At 41.7% G+C, this 16,753-nt stretch carries 15 protein-coding genes and 1 tRNA gene; all 16 read right to left on the bottom strand.

The features are described 5' to 3' along the window. Positions 1 to 136: 136 nt before the first annotated feature. Positions 137 to 496 carry a 50S ribosomal protein L20 gene (gene rplT / locus PSV17_RS03525; protein ID WP_300479747.1) on the bottom strand — a complete coding sequence of 120 codons (360 nt, stop codon included), beginning with the start codon at positions 494 to 496 and terminating at the stop codon, positions 137 to 139. 10 nt (positions 497 to 506) lie between these two features. Beyond that, complete coding sequence (rpmI, locus tag PSV17_RS03520) at positions 507 to 704, bottom strand: 50S ribosomal protein L35 (RefSeq protein ID WP_013148440.1); 198 nt, start codon at positions 702 to 704, stop codon at positions 507 to 509. Between the two features lie 82 nt (positions 705 to 786). Further along, positions 787 to 1,311, bottom strand: coding sequence for a translation initiation factor IF-3 (gene infC, locus PSV17_RS03515; protein WP_300479972.1), 525 nt, complete (start codon positions 1,309 to 1,311; stop codon positions 787 to 789). A gap of 77 nt (positions 1,312 to 1,388) precedes the next feature. Then, positions 1,389 to 3,296, bottom strand: a complete 1,908-nt coding sequence (gene thrS / locus PSV17_RS03510; RefSeq protein ID WP_300479745.1) for a threonine--tRNA ligase — start codon at positions 3,294 to 3,296, stop codon at positions 1,389 to 1,391. Between the two features lie 250 nt (positions 3,297 to 3,546). Next, positions 3,547 to 5,760, bottom strand: a complete 2,214-nt coding sequence (locus tag PSV17_RS03505; RefSeq protein WP_300479742.1) for a TonB-dependent receptor — start codon at positions 5,758 to 5,760, stop codon at positions 3,547 to 3,549. 372 nt (positions 5,761 to 6,132) lie between these two features. Continuing rightward, positions 6,133 to 6,209, bottom strand: a tRNA-Val gene (locus PSV17_RS03500). A 127-nt stretch (positions 6,210 to 6,336) separates the two neighbouring features. Beyond that, positions 6,337 to 7,683, bottom strand: a complete 1,347-nt coding sequence (locus PSV17_RS03495) for a lytic murein transglycosylase (protein ID WP_300479740.1) — start codon at positions 7,681 to 7,683, stop codon at positions 6,337 to 6,339. Further along, on the bottom strand, positions 7,680 to 8,537 hold the full coding sequence (locus PSV17_RS03490) for an NAD-dependent epimerase/dehydratase family protein (RefSeq protein ID WP_300479738.1): 858 nt from the start codon (positions 8,535 to 8,537) through the stop codon (positions 7,680 to 7,682). The genes PSV17_RS03495 and PSV17_RS03490 overlap by 4 nt, the downstream gene beginning before the upstream one ends. Before the next feature lie 8 nt (positions 8,538 to 8,545). Then, the gene (locus PSV17_RS03485) at positions 8,546 to 9,121 is read right to left on the bottom strand and encodes an NUDIX hydrolase (protein ID WP_300479736.1); all 576 of its coding nucleotides are present in this window, start codon (positions 9,119 to 9,121) and stop codon (positions 8,546 to 8,548) included. A 42-nt stretch (positions 9,122 to 9,163) separates the two neighbouring features. Further along, positions 9,164 to 10,021: a neutral zinc metallopeptidase gene (locus tag PSV17_RS03480; RefSeq protein WP_300479733.1), complete on the bottom strand. Its 858-nt coding sequence runs from the start codon at positions 10,019 to 10,021 to the stop codon at positions 9,164 to 9,166. A gap of 196 nt (positions 10,022 to 10,217) precedes the next feature. After that, on the bottom strand, positions 10,218 to 11,666 hold the full coding sequence (gene nuoN / locus PSV17_RS03475) for an NADH-quinone oxidoreductase subunit NuoN (RefSeq protein ID WP_300479730.1): 1,449 nt from the start codon (positions 11,664 to 11,666) through the stop codon (positions 10,218 to 10,220). 3 nt (positions 11,667 to 11,669) lie between these two features. Beyond that, a complete protein-coding gene (locus PSV17_RS03470; RefSeq protein ID WP_300479728.1) occupies positions 11,670 to 13,196 on the bottom strand; it encodes an NADH-quinone oxidoreductase subunit M in 1,527 nt (508 codons plus the stop codon). Between the two features lie 3 nt (positions 13,197 to 13,199). After that, positions 13,200 to 15,227, bottom strand: coding sequence for an NADH-quinone oxidoreductase subunit L (gene nuoL, locus PSV17_RS03465; protein ID WP_300479726.1), 2,028 nt, complete (start codon positions 15,225 to 15,227; stop codon positions 13,200 to 13,202). Positions 15,228 to 15,235: 8 nt separating this feature from the next. Beyond that, on the bottom strand, positions 15,236 to 15,553 hold the full coding sequence (gene nuoK / locus PSV17_RS03460; RefSeq protein WP_300479724.1) for an NADH-quinone oxidoreductase subunit NuoK: 318 nt from the start codon (positions 15,551 to 15,553) through the stop codon (positions 15,236 to 15,238). Beyond that, entirely contained in the window at positions 15,553 to 16,206 is a 654-nt protein-coding gene (locus PSV17_RS03455; protein WP_300479722.1) for an NADH-quinone oxidoreductase subunit J, read from the bottom strand. The genes nuoK and PSV17_RS03455 overlap by 1 nt, the downstream gene beginning before the upstream one ends. A 43-nt stretch (positions 16,207 to 16,249) precedes the next feature. Beyond that, positions 16,250 to 16,741 carry an NADH-quinone oxidoreductase subunit NuoI gene (gene nuoI, locus PSV17_RS03450; protein ID WP_300479720.1) on the bottom strand — a complete coding sequence of 164 codons (492 nt, stop codon included), beginning with the start codon at positions 16,739 to 16,741 and terminating at the stop codon, positions 16,250 to 16,252. Positions 16,742 to 16,753 lie beyond the last annotated feature (12 nt).

Below are 16,753 nucleotides of genomic sequence, written 5' to 3'. Positions count from 1 at the left end.
ATTTTTGATCTTTAAATGAACTTCTGATTAGAGCTAAATTTTTACAATGCATTGATTTTACAGTAAAAAAAAGAGGCCGAGGCCTCTTTTTTACTCAAACTTGATAATTTAAGTTTGAAATTTCAAACTTTACAACTTAAGCAGCCAAAGCTGTTTTTGCCATTTCAACAAATTTGGCAAATGCTGCTTTATCAAATACTGCTAAGTCAGCAAGTACTTTACGATCTACTTCAACTGATGCAATTTTCAAACCGTTCATGAAACGGCTGTAAGTTAAGCCTAATTCACGAGCACCAGCATTAATACGCGCAATCCACAATGTGCGGAATTGACGTTTTTTCTGACGACGGTCACGGTAAGCATATTGACCAGCTTTCATTACCGCTTGCTTAGCAACGCGGTAAACGTTTTTACGACGACCGCGATAACCCTTAGCGGCTTTTAATACTTTTTTGTGTCTTGCGCGAGCGATGACACCACGTTTTACTCTAGGCATATCGGTCTCCTTATCGTGTTGGCATCATTGCGCGAACGCGTTTGACGTCTGTTGGTGAGATGATCGCCGTGCCGCGTAGTTTACGCTTTTGCTTGGTGGTCTTTTTTGTAAGGATATGGCGTAGGTGAGAATGAGTACGTTTCACTTTACCGTTACCCAAGAATTTGAAGCGCTTTTTAGCACCGCTCTTGGTTTTCATTTTTGGCATTTTGTTCTCCTTGAACTTAAGTTATGAGTGCTTAGGCATGCCGTTAAGCCGTATCACTCCAGGGTTTACTACATCTTTTTTACTACTTAATTTTTTTATGTGGGCCCAATACCATCACCATTTGGCGACCTTCCATTTTTGGAAACTGCTCAACTAGCGCCACTTCTTTTGTATCTGCTTCTACACGTCTAAGTAAGGCTAGACCGAACTCTTGGTGGGTAATCTCACGACCTCTAAAACGCAGGGTAATTTTCGCTTTATCACCATCTTCAATAAAACGAATAATATTACGCACTTTAATTGCATAATCGCCATCATCTGTACCAGGGCGAAACTTAATTTCTTTTACTTGCACTTGCTTTTGTTTAAGCTTAACTTCGTGCTGCTTCTTGCTTTCGGCATATCTAAATTTGCCGTAATCCATCAACCTGCACACTGGTGGCACCGCATTGGGTGCAATTTCCACTAGGTCAATATCAGCCTCTTCAGCTTTTGCAAAAGCCTCAGCTAACGTTACTATACCCAAAGGCTCGCCTTCAATGCCCACCAAACGAACTTGCGACCCTGTAATATCGCCATTAATTCGTGTTTCTTTGTCCTGTGCTATATCAAATTCTCCAAATAGTTAAGCCGCGCATTTTCAGAAATCAACTGAAAGCGAATTTTAAATTGCTTTCAGTAGGCTTAAGCCTTAGCTTCAATCTCTGCTTTTAAGCGCTCAATAAGCGCTTCAATCGGCATAGAACCTAAGTCTTCGCCTTTTCTGGTACGCACGGCTACATGTCCCGTTTGCATCTCACGCTCACCTGCAACTAGCAAGTAAGGCATTTTCTGCATCGAATGTTCGCGTATTTTATAGGTTATCTTCTCATTTCTCAAGTCAAATTCGCATCTAATGCCATTTTTCTTTAGCATTTCAACTACTTGACGCACATAATCCGCTTGATTTTCAGAGATATTGAGCACCATCACTTGTATAGGTGCTAACCAAAGTGGCATTGCGCCTGCATAGTTTTCAATCAGAATACCAATGAAACGCTCCATAGAGCCAACGATAGCGCGATGCAACATCACAGGATGTTTACGGCTATTATCTTCGGCAACATATTCAGCCCCCAAGCGCTCCGGCAAATTAGGGTCCAACTGAATCGTACCGCATTGCCACAAACGACCTAATGAATCCTTAAGGGTGAATTCAATCTTAGGGCCATAAAATGCGCCCTCTCCTGGCTGATATTCAAAATCTAGGTTGTTTAATTTAAGCGCATTTGCAAGCGACGTTTCTGCTTTATCCCAATCAGCATCTGTACCGATGCGTTTTTCAGGGCGAGTAGATAATTTCACTAATACGTCATTAAAACCAAAGTCACCATAAGCTTTGTATAACATCTTAATAAAATCAGCAACTTCTGCCTCAACCTGCTCTTCAGTACAGAATATATGTGCATCATCTTGCGTAAAGCCACGTACTCGCATCAAGCCGTGTAGCGATCCTGATGGTTCATTACGATGACATGAGCCAAACTCAGCCAAACGTAATGGTAAATCGCGATAGCTATGTAAACTGCTATTGAAAATCTGCACGTGTCCCGGGCAATTCATAGGCTTAACTGCGTAATCACGGCTTTCAGACGAAGTGACAAACATACCTTCGCGGTAATTCTGCCAATGTCCCGACTTCTCCCACAAAGTCCTATCCATAATGGTAGGCGTGCGCACTTCTTGATAGTTGTAATCGCGGAACATTTTGCGCATATATTGCTCAACTTCTTGCCAAATGCTCCAACCACGCGGATGCCAGAACACCATTCCTGGTGCATCATCCTGCATGTGGAAGTAATCAAGTTGTTTGCCTAATTTGCGATGGTCTCGCTTTTCAGCTTCTTCCAGTTGGAACAAGTACGCTTCAAGCTCTTCTTTATTACGCCAAGCCGTACCGTAAATGCGCTGCAACATCTCGTTATTGCTGTCACCTCGCCAGTAAGCACCAGCCAGTTTCATTAGCTTGAATGATTTAATCTTACCTGTGCTTGGCACATGCGGACCACGACATAAATCGGTAAAACTTCCTTCTGTATAGAGTGAAACATCCTCACCAGCAGGAATAGATTCAATCAACTCAGCTTTATATTGTTCACCTATGCTTTTGAAATAAGCCACGGCTTCATCGCGAGGCAGCACTTTCCTTGTAACAGGCTCATCTTTTTTCGCAAGTTCAGCCATTTTCTTTTCAATGGCAATTAAATCCTCTGGCGCAAATGGGCGTTTGTATGAAAAATCATAATAAAAACCATTGTCAATCACAGGCCCTATCGTCACTTGCGCATCAGGAAACAGCTCTTTAACAGCATATGCCAACAAATGTGCGGCTGAGTGACGAATCACATCCAAGCCTTCTGGATTTTTGTCGGTAATAATAGCTAAGTCACTATCAACCTCGATCAAATAGCTGGTATCCACGAGCTTATCGTTCACTTTACCTGCCAATGCGGCTTTGGCTAAACCAGCACCGATATTCATGGCGACCTCAGCCACAGTAACTGGCTGATCAAAACTACGTTGCGACCCATCGGGCAGGCGAATGACTGGCATACAATTCTCTCTAAAACATAAAAGCCGCAAGCGGCTTTTGAGTGACATAAGGTACAAAGATTAGAATTATCGCACAGCAACATAAAAGACTGCAATTTATCGTACACTGTATTAATAAGCTAAAACTTGTTTAATATTTATGCATATGAATACTGATACCAAATAAAAACGAGCCCATCCTTGCAGATAAAGCTCGTTTAAATTAACCACTTGATTACCTTACATTACTGAAAAGTAAGCAAAAACTTAGTTAGAAGTCATAGCGAATACCCCCAAACACCTGACGACCACGACCAACAGACATGCCATCTACACGGCTTGCTAAGTATTCACGATCAGTTAAGTTGTAACCACTAACGAAGTAAGTCGCTTTAGACCCCACTGGTTTGAAATTCGCAGAAGCATTAAACAATGTGTAAGATGGAACATCACCAGCCAAACCAGACAATGCAGCATCCACTGGATCAAGCACTCTTGCAAAAGCATCTACTTCTTGTTTGCTGATATAAGTAGCACCGATACGTGCGTCTAACCCTACTGGGTGTTGGTAACCTACGCTAATCGATGCTAAATGACGTGGCGCGTAAGGTAAACGATCACCACTGATAATGCCACTGTCAACATCAGGACCATCTTTCTTAAACTTTGCAGTGAATGTATTGGTGTAAGAACCCAACACATAAATATTATGCGCTGTATTGTAAATCGTACCGAAATTTACACGTCCACCAAACTCTAGGCCAGACATCTCAGACTCGCCACCATTCACAAACTCACCTGAGCCGTTATTCACCACAATGTCATCAAATTTGGTATGGAACAAAGTTGAGGAGAAGTTTACGCCTTTGAAGAAGCTTGAACGCACACCAATTTCCCAGTTAGTGCTGGTTTCTGGTTTGGTTTTATCTACAACAGCTGTATTCGCACCATCAGCACGCAAGTCACGATCAGGGCGTGGCGGTGCAAAGCCTTTATGCACACCGCCAAAGAACGTGGTATTAGCAATGCCATTCCAAGCCACACCAAAACCTGGTAACACTTCTGTTTGATTGTTGGTTAGTTTTGATTCAGGATTATTTTGTACTTGCCCATCGGCGCGACGCACATCGGTCTTAATCTGAATATCTTCAACACGCACGCCAGGGGTAATCGCCCAGTCGTTCACATGAAACGTGTTTTGTGCGTAGTAAGATTTAGCCTCAACCTTGATGCCGATATCCTCACGTGATAAAGAGTTGGCTTGCGCATAAGGTAGACTTTGAAATCTTGGGTCAGCACCACGGAACTGTCTTCTTCTAATGTCTTCTTCATGGTAACGGAAGCCAAGTACAGCATCACTATCGACCCCAAATAAATTATGGCTTACGTCTAATCGTGGTTCGATCCCCCAATAATTGTAGCTTCTTGGGCGATGACGACCACCACACTGTTCTGCTGTTGTTTCTGTCAGCGTTAAGCCACTACATCTATCCATCACGGTCACACCAGTAGATTCGCCTGCTTCGTCATCGTCATAGCCACCAGGCGCATCGGTCTGGCGAAACGAACTACGGTATGAGTCTGCGTAGTAGGCTTGCGTTGATAACTTCATTTTGTCATCAATTTGGAAAATATGTTGTAGCTGTGCTGATTTACGCTCATGTGAGAAGAAGTCATTCTTGCCTGATGGTGCTTGGAATTTATCTCTTGCATAGTCCACCTCACCTAAGCCGGTTTCAGAAACATGAGACTCCTCTTTGTAGTAGCCAACTTTCGCAATTAGGGTTTGTCGATCAGTGATATTCAACTGCCCCTTCAATGTGTATTCTTCTACATCAAACTCATGATTGTTACGAATACCATCACCTTGTTTTTTAATCGCATCCATCATGATGCCGCCTAGCTCTGTGCCATAACCGACATTGGCATGTAAGCCATAAAAGTCGTTATTACCACCCACTGCGGATACGCTACCTGCAAAACCATCTTTAGGCACTGGTTTAGTGACAAAGTTAATCATACCGCCGACGGTTTGTGGGCCATAAAGTACTTGGCCTGAACCTTTAACCACTTCAATGCGGCTAACACGATCTAATGGTGTTGAATAATGCGCAGAGGGGTCACCATAAGGTGCTAAGAACAATGGCATGCCATCTTCAAGCAACAGCGTACGTGACGTGCGACGAGGATCCATACCTCGGATACCGATGTTTAAACCAAGACCGAATGTATCTTCGCCGACAACGTTTATACCAGGCACATTATTTAAAGCCTCAGTAATAGAAAATGGACGACGAGCTTCTAACTCCTTTTCTGTAACAACATCAAATGAACCAGGTACAGCTTCCAACTTCTCAGGCAAAATACCTGTAACTTCCACTTTGTCTAATATGATTGACTCTTCTGCATAAGAAAATGTGGTCATCACAGAACATGCGACTACGACTGCAATCGCGCTTTTTTTTCGATTAAGATTTTTTATCATTAAAATACACTCCAATATCATGACTAGAAAAAAGTTTATAAACTTTTAGCCTCATTTATTAGCAATGTGCGTTCCAAATTAGCCTAACCCACCACAATAAGTTACAACCAATTGATTTAATTTGTTTATTTATAATGATTAACAACAACTAATCAATAGATTACCGATAGGCATTGATTGTTAACAACCACTATGTGTGCCATATCAACCACATCACGTGTCATATCAACCAACTTTTTAGATATTGCTATATAGACTTAATAAGAGTAGAACTTAATGATCTGCGTGAATTAAAACGCATGCATTGAGATAACTATTGTGAGTGAAAGATAGAAATAAAAAAGCCACTTCAACATGAAGTGGCTTTAAATTTGGTAGGCAGTACCAGATTCGAACTGGTGACCTCTTGGATGTCGACCAAGCGCTCTAACCAACTGAGCTAACCGCCTATTATTTTAACAATCTGTTTGAACACATTTTGTGTAATTTCAAACAGAGCGCGATTTTAGCTGATTGTGGACTTTGGCGCAAATAACAAATCATAGGTAATATGCATTTAATTCTAGATTAATATTATCACTGCGCCGCCTTTAGATAATTAAAAATATTTGGGCTGGCATAACCATCTGCAGGTAAGCGCTGTGTTAGCTGAAAAGCTCTCACGGCTTCTTGCGTACGAACCCCAGGAAAGCCATCTGGCTCTCCAGCATCAAATCCATGATTATTTAGCTCAACTTGCAATGCTTTCATTTGCTGAAATGATAAGGCGCCAAGCTCGGCAAATTGACCGCCTAATATATGCGGCTCACCATTGAGGCGTTTAGCTAATTGCACAACCGATAGCGCATAATTGATTGAGCGATTCCAATCCATGACTGCATCAAAATTATCAAACACCATAAAAGCTGGGCCGCGCCAACCTTGAGGTAAGATAATAGCGGCCTGCCCTGACACATTAGGCAGTGTAGATTTTATCGCACGAACAGGCTGATCCCTAACGATAGAGGCTGTAGTTTTTTTTGATTTAAAGTTAATCTGATGTATGTTTGATTGATATTTTTTGGTTTTTATTTTTATGTTTGCACTCCTAGCCTGTGTCAATCCACCTGCAGCAGATAGGTTGCCTGCTTGCATAGTAGTTACGCCTAACTTAAGCCACTCACTTATAGGTTTTCTTAACGTGTATTGAGCCTTTTGCCATTCAAAATCTGCAGGTAATTGCACTTCTAGCATTGCAGGTTGACCATTTTTCCAACCAACTTGAGATAAATAATTGGCTGCTGATGCAAACGCATCAGCATAAGAGTTGACGACATCTATTTTTTTATCACCGTCCCCATCAACCGCATAAGTAATAAAAGTAGTAGGCATAAACTGCATATTGCCGAAAGCGCCGGCCCATGAACCTATAAATTGCTCCACATTAGCATTACCAGCATCTACCATACGCATTGCATCGATGAGTTGATTGCGAAAGAAACTGGCGCGTCGCCCATCGTATGCTAAGGTAGCCAAGGCGGATAAGGTATCAATATTGCCTTGATAGCGGCCATAATTACTTTCCATTCCCCAAAACGCTACTAATAAGGCCTTTGGTACGCCGTATTGCTGTTCGACCCTATCCAGCAGATCGGCATGTTGAACAAGGAGTTTGCGACCTTCATTAATCTTTAATGCATTTACACGACGCTGATAATAATCAAGAAACGGGCTAACAAACTCTGGCTGATCGCGATCAAGCTGAATAATATTGGGTAATATTTCGATATGATTAACGGCATCGCTAACAGTTTTTTCAGTCACGCCTACGCTTAAAGCCTCCTGTGTCAAGTCATTAAGCCAAACATTGAAATCTTCTTGAGCAAAAGCTGGGCTTGTAAACAAACCATAGAAAAATAAATTAAAAATAGCTAAGAATCTCATGCTAAATCAGAACCCGTATTGTGAGTCGCAACCAAAAGAGCCTGATAACCCGCCATATAATTGGGATATTGCAATTGAAAACCAGTGCTTAACATTAAATGATTACTCAAACGTTTACCACCTTCTATTGTCGGCGCTGTAACGTTATTTCTCGCTTGCATCTGATTTGCAATCCAACTTAACACTTCATATTGACTAGTAGGTTTTGAATCAGCCACGATATAGCAAGTTGCAATATGCTTGTTTGCCAACACATTTTGTACCAAAAACACCATAAATGCTGCCGCATCATCTTTGTGAATTCGGTTAGTCCAACTATTTTGTGCGGGCCAATTTTGTGGGGATTTCGCTAAGTTAATCATACGCAAACGTCCCGCACCATAAATACCAGATAACCTTAAGACCGTAGAACTACAAGGGAGCGTATCTAACAATGCCTCTGCTTCTAGCAAGCGCTCACCACCAAAGTCTGCGGCTATCGCAGGTATGGACTCGTCTAAAAGTGCATCGGCTCTTTGCCCGTATACGCGCGTGCTAGAAACAAAAAATACGTGTTTAAGGTTTTTGTTTTCAGCTTGCGTAGCTAATACATGACGAAGTCCATCGACATAATGTGCTTTATATTGTTCATCTGATTGGCCATTTGCCGCCACACAATAGATAAGAATATCTGGCTTTATTGGATTAAGAACCTCTAAAGTATGAGCGTCGGTAATATCAGCCTGAATAATATTCACGCCACTAATGGCCACTTTACTCCGTCTAACGCCCGTTACTTCATTGCCAATAGCCGCTAACTGCTTAGCAACCGTACCGCCTAAATCACCACAACCAACAATCAATACTTTTGCCATGGATTTTTCTATTCAGGCTGGATTAAATTAGGGTTAAGCGCCAAATATTTCTCTGCCAGAAACAGGGCAATAATGGTTTTCCCATCGGTGATTTCACCCGTATGTATCATGTTCAAACAGTTGACTAAAGTATCTTCATAAACAATTAAAGACTCATCATCATCGCGAAGATGCTCACCAGCAATCAATCCATGTGCTAAGTAAGTATGAATCACTTCGTTGGAGTACCCAATACAAGGATGCTGGCAGCCTAAGCTCACCCAATGGCTTGCTGTATAGCCTGTTTCTTCTTCAAGCTCACGCTTGCCAGTATTTAAGGGATTTTCACCCGCGTCGATTTTACCTGCGGGCAACTCAATAAAGACCTGATGTAAGGGGTAGCGAAACTGTTTTTCTAACACTATATTGCCATTAGGCAGAATGGGAATAACCAATACTGCGCCGGGATGCGTTACATATTCGCGTTGACTAGTATGGCCATTTGGCAAACGTACTTGATCACGTTTAACCGTGAGCATGCCCCCTGAAGCAATGGTCTGCGAATCAATACAGTGTTCTGTTAAATCATGGTCTAGCGTTTGCATAAAATATTTTGGATTAAATTACCGAAGTTAAATTAATAGTTGCTAAATAGACGAGGCGCTAAAAGTATCGCACTTTTTAACATCACCGTTGCTTAAACCTTCATTAAACCAACGTGTACGTTGTGCCGATGTGCCGTGTGTAAAGCTATCTGGTACGGCATAACCTTGTGCTTGTTTTTGCAAGGCATCATCACCAATCGCAGCTGCAGCCGTCATCGCCTCCTCCACATCACCAGCTTCTAAAATGCGGTCTGCGCCATCTGCACGATTAGCCCAAACGCCAGCAAAACAATCTGCTTGTAGCTCCAACCTGATGGAGTATTGATTCGATTGTGCCTCGCTACGCGCACTCTGACGCGCTTGTTGGACTTTATCTGAAATACCAGTGATGTTTTGAATGTGATGACCAACTTCATGCGCAATTACATAAGCTTGAGCAAAATCACCTGGGGCATGAAAGCGCGTTTTCATTTCATTATAGAAGGCTAGATCAATATAGACTTTTTGATCACCCGGGCAATAAAAAGGGCCCATTGCAGCTTGGCCGGAGCCACAAGCAGTTGAGGTTTGACCATTGAACAAGACTAATTTTGGTGCAGGATATTGTTGACCAGAGGCTTCAAAAATCTTCCCCCACGTGTCTTCGGTGCTAGCAAGAACTTTAGCTACGAATTTCGCCATTGGGTCATCGGCTGGAATGGGTTTAGCTTCTATTGGCGCTTGTTGTTGCAGGCCTTGCCCCATATTTAGTATAACCGAAGGATCAACGCCGAAATACATGGCGACTAAGGCAATTGCGATTGTGCCTAGCCCTATGCTTTTACCGCCAATAGGCAAGCCACCACCACTGCCACGTCTATCTTCAACGTTACTACTTTCACGTTTGTCATCTAAGCGCATATAGAAACCTTTAAATACTATGTATAAATTGGGTTTACCCTGTTTCTATTTTGAATGACAAGCAAAAATATACAAGTACTTTTTGTATATTTTTGCTATTAAGAACGCCAGCTTAATCGGTTAAGCTAGCTTGAAATTTATTTTGATTGTTTAAGAGGAAAGGCAAACAACTAGTGAAAGTTTAACGGTATTAAAATTAACTTAAACTTCTGGTGATGGCGTAAATACAAAGCTCCATCAATTTTTCAGGCATCAAACCAATTATTAATAATGCCATTGAGTTGATTCCCAACACAATGCGCATATCTATAGGCGCTGCGATTGGATTGTGATCTACAGGATCATCGAAATACATCATTTTAATAATACGTAAATAGTAAAATGCACCAATAACGGCCATTAATACGGCAAACACAACTAGCCATAAGTAGCCAGCTTGTAACGCCGCTTGTAACACCGTAAATTTCGCATAAAAACCTAAAGTTGGTGGTATACCGGCCATACTAAACATCACGATAAGCATTAAAAATGCATGCCATGGGCTGCGTTGGTTTAAGCCTTTCAAATCTTCTATTTTATCGGCTTCAAAACCTTTGCGTGAGAGTAAAAGTATCATGCCAAAACCAGCTAGCGTCATGAGTACATAACTAACAATGTAAAACATGGCATATACAAAACCATTTGTACTAGCGCTCATCAAGCCATACATCATAAAGCCAACATGTGAAATGGTTGAGTACGCCAACATACGCTTTAAGTTGGTTTGTGCGATTGCTGTGACATTACCAATAATAATGGACAACACCGCCATGAACACGAGCATTTGCTGCCAGTCGATGGCTAATGATGGCAATGCTTGTACTAATAAACGAATTACGAATGCAAATGCCGCCAGCTTAGGCACTGAGCTAATCAACATGGTCATTGCAGTTGGTGAACCCTCATAAACATCGGGTACCCACATTTGGAATGGCACTGCACCTAGCTTGAAAGCGAGACCTGAGACGATAAACACCAAACCTAAAATCAATACAGAATGCAATTGATTAGCGCCAATTAATGCATTACTTATTTCGGCAATATTCAGACTACCTGTCATGCCATAAATCATACTCATGCCGTACAGCAACATACCTGACGCTAATGCGCCTAGAACAAAATACTTCATTGCCGCTTCGGTTGCCTTGGCGTTATCACGGTCAAGCGCGACTAATGCATATAGGCTTAATGATAACAACTCTAGACCTATATATAGCGTTAGCATGCTTTGGCCTGACACCATAATCATCATACCGACGACCGAAAATAGGGTTAAGGCATAAAACTCACCGCGAAACATATCGCGTTGCTGTAGATATTGGCGGCTATAAATAAAGATTAATGAAGTCCCTAAATAAATCATCAGCTTCAATACATCCGCCATTGCATCGTCTACGAAAGTATTAGTAAATGCATAGCTAACGCTTGGTACGTGAGTAGTGAAAGTGATGTAAGCCGCAACCAATAAGGTAACTTGGGCCAGCAAGTAAATCGCTATGCGATTAGCAGGCTTTAGAAACAAATCTGTTAGCAAAATAAACATCGCCATACATACGATGACGATTTCAGGTAAAGCTGTGATAAGGTCGTAACTAATATTTTCCATGACTTATAGACCTGACGGCATACCTACAGGTAGCTTACTTTGCATTAAATGAGAAAGAAGTTGTGTCACTGATGCATTTGTCATATCAGTGAGCGGCTGTGGGTAAATACCTAAAGCTAATACCATGACGGCTAATATCGCTAAAATTAAGAATTCGCGTTGGTTTAAATCTTTAAGCGCAGCCACTTTAGCGTTAGCAATTTCACCATAAAATACGCGCTTCACCATCCATAAGGTGTAAGCCGCACCAAAAATCAAGGTGAATGAAGCTAAGAATGCATACCAGAAGTTCTCTTGAATAGCGCCTAGAATCACCATAAACTCGCCTACGAAGCCAGATGTACCAGGCAAACCACTATTCGCCATGGCAAACAATACTGCAAATGCCGCGAAAGTGGGCATGGTATTCGCTACGCCTCCATAAGACTTAATTTCACGACTGTGTACGCGGTCATACAGAACGCCCACGCACAAGAACATAGCCGCAGAGATAAAACCGTGCGAGACCATTTGAACTATTGCACCCTCAAGACCGAGGTTGTTGAATATGAAAAAACCCAGCGTAACAAAACCCATGTGTGAAATAGATGAGTAAGCAATGAGTTTCTTCATATCCTTTTGCACTAATGCAACCAATGCGATATAAACAATGGCGATTAATGACAAGATAATCATGAAGCCAGATAAATAATGCGCCGCATCAGGCGCGATTGGCATGGCAAAACGTAAAAAACTATATCCGCCGAGCTTAAGTGCAATTGCAGCCAATACTACAGAACCACCTGTTGGGGCTTCCACGTGAGCATCTGGCAACCATGTATGCACTGGCCACATTGGAATTTTTACGGCAAAAGCTGCAAAAAAAGCCAAGAAAATCAATATTTGCACATTTAGCGGCATTTGATAATTGTAAAAATCGACAATTTCAAAGCTGTTGGTATTCATATATAAGTAGATGAACGCCACTAACATTAATAATGAACCTAATAATGTGTATAAGAAGAACTTAATCGTGGCATATACACGGTTTGGACCGCCCCATATACCAATGACTAAGAACATTGGTATTAACATCGCTTCCCAGAATACATAGTACAAAATAGCATCTAATGCACTGAATACGCCAATCATCAATCCGCTCATTATGAGGAAGCTTGCCATGTATTGGGCAACACGTTTCTCAATCACTTGCCATGCCGATATGATAACAATCACTGTGGTAAAACTTGTGAGCATAATCAATGGAATTGCAATACCATCCGCACCTAGATGATAGTTAATATGAAACGCTGGAATCCAGCTAAAACCCTCTTGGAACTGAAAGCCACCATCGGCGAAATTAAAGTGGGTGTAAAGTGGAATCGTAACCAAAAAGGCTGCAAGACCACCGATAAGCGCAACCCAGCGAGTGGTGTCTGGCTTGTTATCGTTAGCGGTAAACAATACAGCGATACCTGCCAACACGGGCACCCAAATAGAGTAGCTTAGGATATGACTAAAAAAATAGTCCGAGCTAAAGTAATTCAACATTTTTTATACTTTATTAAAGAATGTAAGCATTAAAAACACGCCAATAATCATGGCAAATGCATAGTGATAAATAAGACCTGTTTGTAACTTCCGAACGATGCCTGAAAGTTTGCCGATTAATTTAGCAGTGCCATTGACCATAGCTCCATCGATAATTTTTACATCACCAATTTGCCAAAGTTTATTGCCAATAAACACCGAACCTGCTGCAAATACGCGTTCATTAAAGCTGTCGAAGCCATATTTATTCTCAAGTATTTTATTAATAGTAGAGAATTTAGTTTGGATAGCTGCTGGAATATCTGGTCGCTTCATATAGAAAAACCAAGCTACCGCAACGCCTAAAGCCGCAAGCAACAATGGCAACGACATAAAGCTATGCAAAGCCATGCCAGCAGCGTTGTGCATCACTTCATGCCATTCGAGTGTCAGCTCATGCATAGCTGGATGCGCGGCAGAATCAACAAAGATGATGTCTTTGAAGAAATTACCGTAGAGCATAGGCTCAATAGCGAAATAGCCAATTGCTAATGATGGTATTGCCAATAAAATTAAAGGCAATTTAATCACCCAACCTGGCTCATGTGGATCATCTGTTGGTGCCAGACCATGATGGTGATCATGCGCAGCATGTTCATCATCGTGGTGAACGTCATGTTTGACAGCACGCCATTTTTCAGCTCCGTGGAACACCAAGAAATATAGTCGGAAGCTATAAAATGCTGTCACAAACACGCCAGCTAATACTGCGAAATATGCGAAACTGCTCCCAGTGATAGTAGAAGCTTTAGCCGCTTCAATAATGCTATCTTTTGAATAGAAGCCTGATAAAAATGGCGTACCTATTAAAGCCAATGAACCAATTAACGAGGTAATCCAAGTCACAGGCATGTATTTCTTCAAGTTACCCATGTTGCGAATATCTTGGTCGTGGTGCATGCCCATAATGACAGAGCCTGCGCCTAAAAATAATAAAGCTTTAAAGAAGGCATGCGTCATTAAGTGAAATATCGCCACTGAATAAGCAGAAGCACCTAGCGCGACGGTCATGTAACCGAGTTGAGATAAAGTTGAGTAAGCAACCACACGCTTGATGTCATTTTGGATAATACCCAAGAAACCCATAAATAGTGCGGTGATGCTACCAATAATCATCACGAAAGAAAGTGCTGTTGAAGACAATTCAAATAACGGTGACATACGTGCCACCATAAAAATACCAGCTGTCACCATGGTTGCCGCATGAATCAATGCTGAAATTGGGGTTGGACCTTCCATAGAATCAGGCAACCATACATGTAAAGGCACTTGTGCTGATTTACCCATTGCACCTATAAATAATAAGATACAAGTCACAGTCATTAATGACCACTGTGCGTTACCTATAAGATTGATTTGTACATCCGCCATTTGTGGTGCGACTGAAAATACTGCTGCGTAATCCAAACTACCGAAATGGAACAATACCAAGCCAATTCCAAGTAAGAAACCAAAGTCACCAACACGGTTCACCAAGAAAGCTTTTAAGTTCGCGTAAATAGCCGTTGGGCGTGTGTACCAGAAACCAATCAATAGGTAAGAAACCAAACCAACCGCTTCCCAGCCAAAGAACAACTGCATAAAGTTGTTGCTCATGACTAGCATCAGCATTGAGAAAGTAAATAATGAAATGTAGCTAAAGAAGCGGGCATAGCCTTTATCTTCATGCATATAGCCTATCGTGTAGATATGAACCATAAGCGAAACAAAGGTCACAACGACCATCATCATGGCTGAAAGTCTGTCGATTAAGAAGCCAATCTCGAAAGTGAAGTTACCACTTTTTAACCAAGAGTAGACTGTTTCATTATAAGGCGCGCTGGTCATCGCATCATTAAGTACGTAAACCGATAAAGCAAATGAAGCGCCTACACCTAATATTGTGACGACATGCGCAGCGGCTCGTGGCAATTGCTTACCGAACAAGCCGACTATGATTGCCGCCAATAATGGCAATAGAGGAATAGCGAGATAAATTTGTTGCATTGTCATTCTTTTCGCTACCCTTTTAGACTATCTAAATCATCTACGTTAATTGTGCGTAGATTTCTGAACAACACTACCAATATCGCCAAGCCAATCGCAGATTCTGCCGCCGCGACTGTGAGGATAAAAAACACGAATACTTGACCTGCAATATCGTGCAAATAATGTGAGAACGCAATAAAATTCAAATTTACCGCGAGCAGCATTAGCTCAATCGCCATCAATAAAATAATCACATTTTTGCGATTTAAAAATATGCCAATCACGCTAATAGCAAACAATAGCGCACCTAAAATTAGGTAATGAGATAAGCCTACAGTCAAATTTGTCATTATTTAGCCTCCTGCGTAACAGTTGCATCTTCAGCTTTTTCAACTACTGCATCCATTTTCAAGATGCGAAGTCTATCGGCTTTTTTAACTAGCACTTGTTGAGACGGGTCTACTGATTTACTTTCTTTTCTGTCTCTCAATGTCAGTGCAATTGCCGCAACAATCGCTACTAACAACACCACTGAGGCAAGCTCAAATGGTAGTAAATAATCGGTGTAGAGGACACGACCTAACTCTGCAGTATTGCTATAATCGGCGGCATGCGCTGGCGGTGCAACCACTTTATCAGCGCCAAAGTTACGCACGCCAACAATCATTACCATTTCTATTGCCATTAAACCGCCAACAGGCAAAGCCACAGGTAGTGCGTTCCAGAACCCTTCGCGTAACTTATCTAAATTAATATCTAGCATCATCACTACGAATAAAAACAGCACCATCACCGCACCTACGTAGACTAATACCAGTGCGATTGCTAAAAATTCTGCTTCCAATAGCAACCAAATTCCAGCCGCTGTGAAGAATGCCAATACTAAGTACAAGGCAGCGTATACAGGGTTGCGGGTAGTAATCACGCTGATAGCCGCGTACAGCAATACAGCTGCTAACGTATAAAAAACAATGTCTTGAAAATGTAAGCCAAAAATGGTCATATCGATTCGGTTCTACCTAAATTCTTATATTTATCTTAATTCTTTATCTAAATGATTTATCAAGCGCGCGGTCAGCAGCAATTTGCTTCTCGTGTTTATCGCCCACCGCTAACAACATCTCTTTTGTGTAGAGTAAGTCGCCGCGTTGTTCACCGTGATAATCAAAAATACGCGTTTCAACAATAGAATCCACTGGGCATGATTCTTCGCACATACCGCAAAAAATACACTTAGTTAAATCAATATCGTAACGCGTAGTGCGGCGCGTATTATCTTCACGCTGTTCCGATTCAATCGTAATTGCTAATGCTGGACATACCGCTTCGCATAATTTACAAGCAATGCAACGCTCTTCACCATTGGGATAGCGACGTAAGGCATGCAAGCCACGGAAACGGTTGGATTGCGGCGTTACTTCTTCAGGATATTGCACCGTGATTTTAGGCGCAAAAAAGTAGCGGCCTGTTAATGCCATCCCTTTTAATAGCTCAACCAGCATTAAGCTAGAAAGCGTTGATTTAATTTTTGCGATCATAAATTTTTTAAG

The organism is Methylotenera sp., from assembly GCF_029946165.1.
In the GTDB taxonomy this organism is placed as follows: domain Bacteria; phylum Pseudomonadota; class Gammaproteobacteria; order Burkholderiales; family Methylophilaceae; genus Methylotenera.
This window is presented reverse-complemented; position numbering and strand designations above follow the sequence as displayed.

What these genes read in the sequence shown, in the direction of transcription:
- rplT (WP_300479747.1), bottom strand. Translation starts at nt 496, where the DNA reads ATGCCTAGAGTAAAACGTGGTGTCATCGCTCGCGCAAGACACAAAAAA.
- rpmI (WP_013148440.1), bottom strand. Translation starts at nt 704, where the DNA reads ATGCCAAAAATGAAAACCAAGAGCGGTGCTAAAAAGCGCTTCAAATTC.
- PSV17_RS03470 (WP_300479728.1), bottom strand. Translation starts at nt 13,196, where the DNA reads ATGTTGAATTACTTTAGCTCGGACTATTTTTTTAGTCATATCCTAAGC.
- nuoK (WP_300479724.1), bottom strand. Translation starts at nt 15,553, where the DNA reads ATGACAAATTTGACTGTAGGCTTATCTCATTACCTAATTTTAGGTGCG.
- PSV17_RS03485 (WP_300479736.1), bottom strand. Translation starts at nt 9,121, where the DNA reads ATGCAAACGCTAGACCATGATTTAACAGAACACTGTATTGATTCGCAG.
- thrS (WP_300479745.1), bottom strand. Translation starts at nt 3,296, where the DNA reads ATGCCAGTCATTCGCCTGCCCGATGGGTCGCAACGTAGTTTTGATCAG.
- nuoN (WP_300479730.1), bottom strand. Translation starts at nt 11,666, where the DNA reads ATGGAAAATATTAGTTACGACCTTATCACAGCTTTACCTGAAATCGTC.
- nuoL (WP_300479726.1), bottom strand. Translation starts at nt 15,227, where the DNA reads ATGACAATGCAACAAATTTATCTCGCTATTCCTCTATTGCCATTATTG.
- nuoI (WP_300479720.1), bottom strand. Translation starts at nt 16,741, where the DNA reads ATGATCGCAAAAATTAAATCAACGCTTTCTAGCTTAATGCTGGTTGAG.
- PSV17_RS03505 (WP_300479742.1), bottom strand. Translation starts at nt 5,760, where the DNA reads ATGATAAAAAATCTTAATCGAAAAAAAAGCGCGATTGCAGTCGTAGTC.
- PSV17_RS03495 (WP_300479740.1), bottom strand. Translation starts at nt 7,683, where the DNA reads ATGAGATTCTTAGCTATTTTTAATTTATTTTTCTATGGTTTGTTTACA.
- PSV17_RS03480 (WP_300479733.1), bottom strand. Translation starts at nt 10,021, where the DNA reads ATGCGCTTAGATGACAAACGTGAAAGTAGTAACGTTGAAGATAGACGT.
- PSV17_RS03455 (WP_300479722.1), bottom strand. Translation starts at nt 16,206, where the DNA reads ATGACCATTTTTGGCTTACATTTTCAAGACATTGTTTTTTATACGTTA.
- PSV17_RS03490 (WP_300479738.1), bottom strand. Translation starts at nt 8,537, where the DNA reads ATGGCAAAAGTATTGATTGTTGGTTGTGGTGATTTAGGCGGTACGGTT.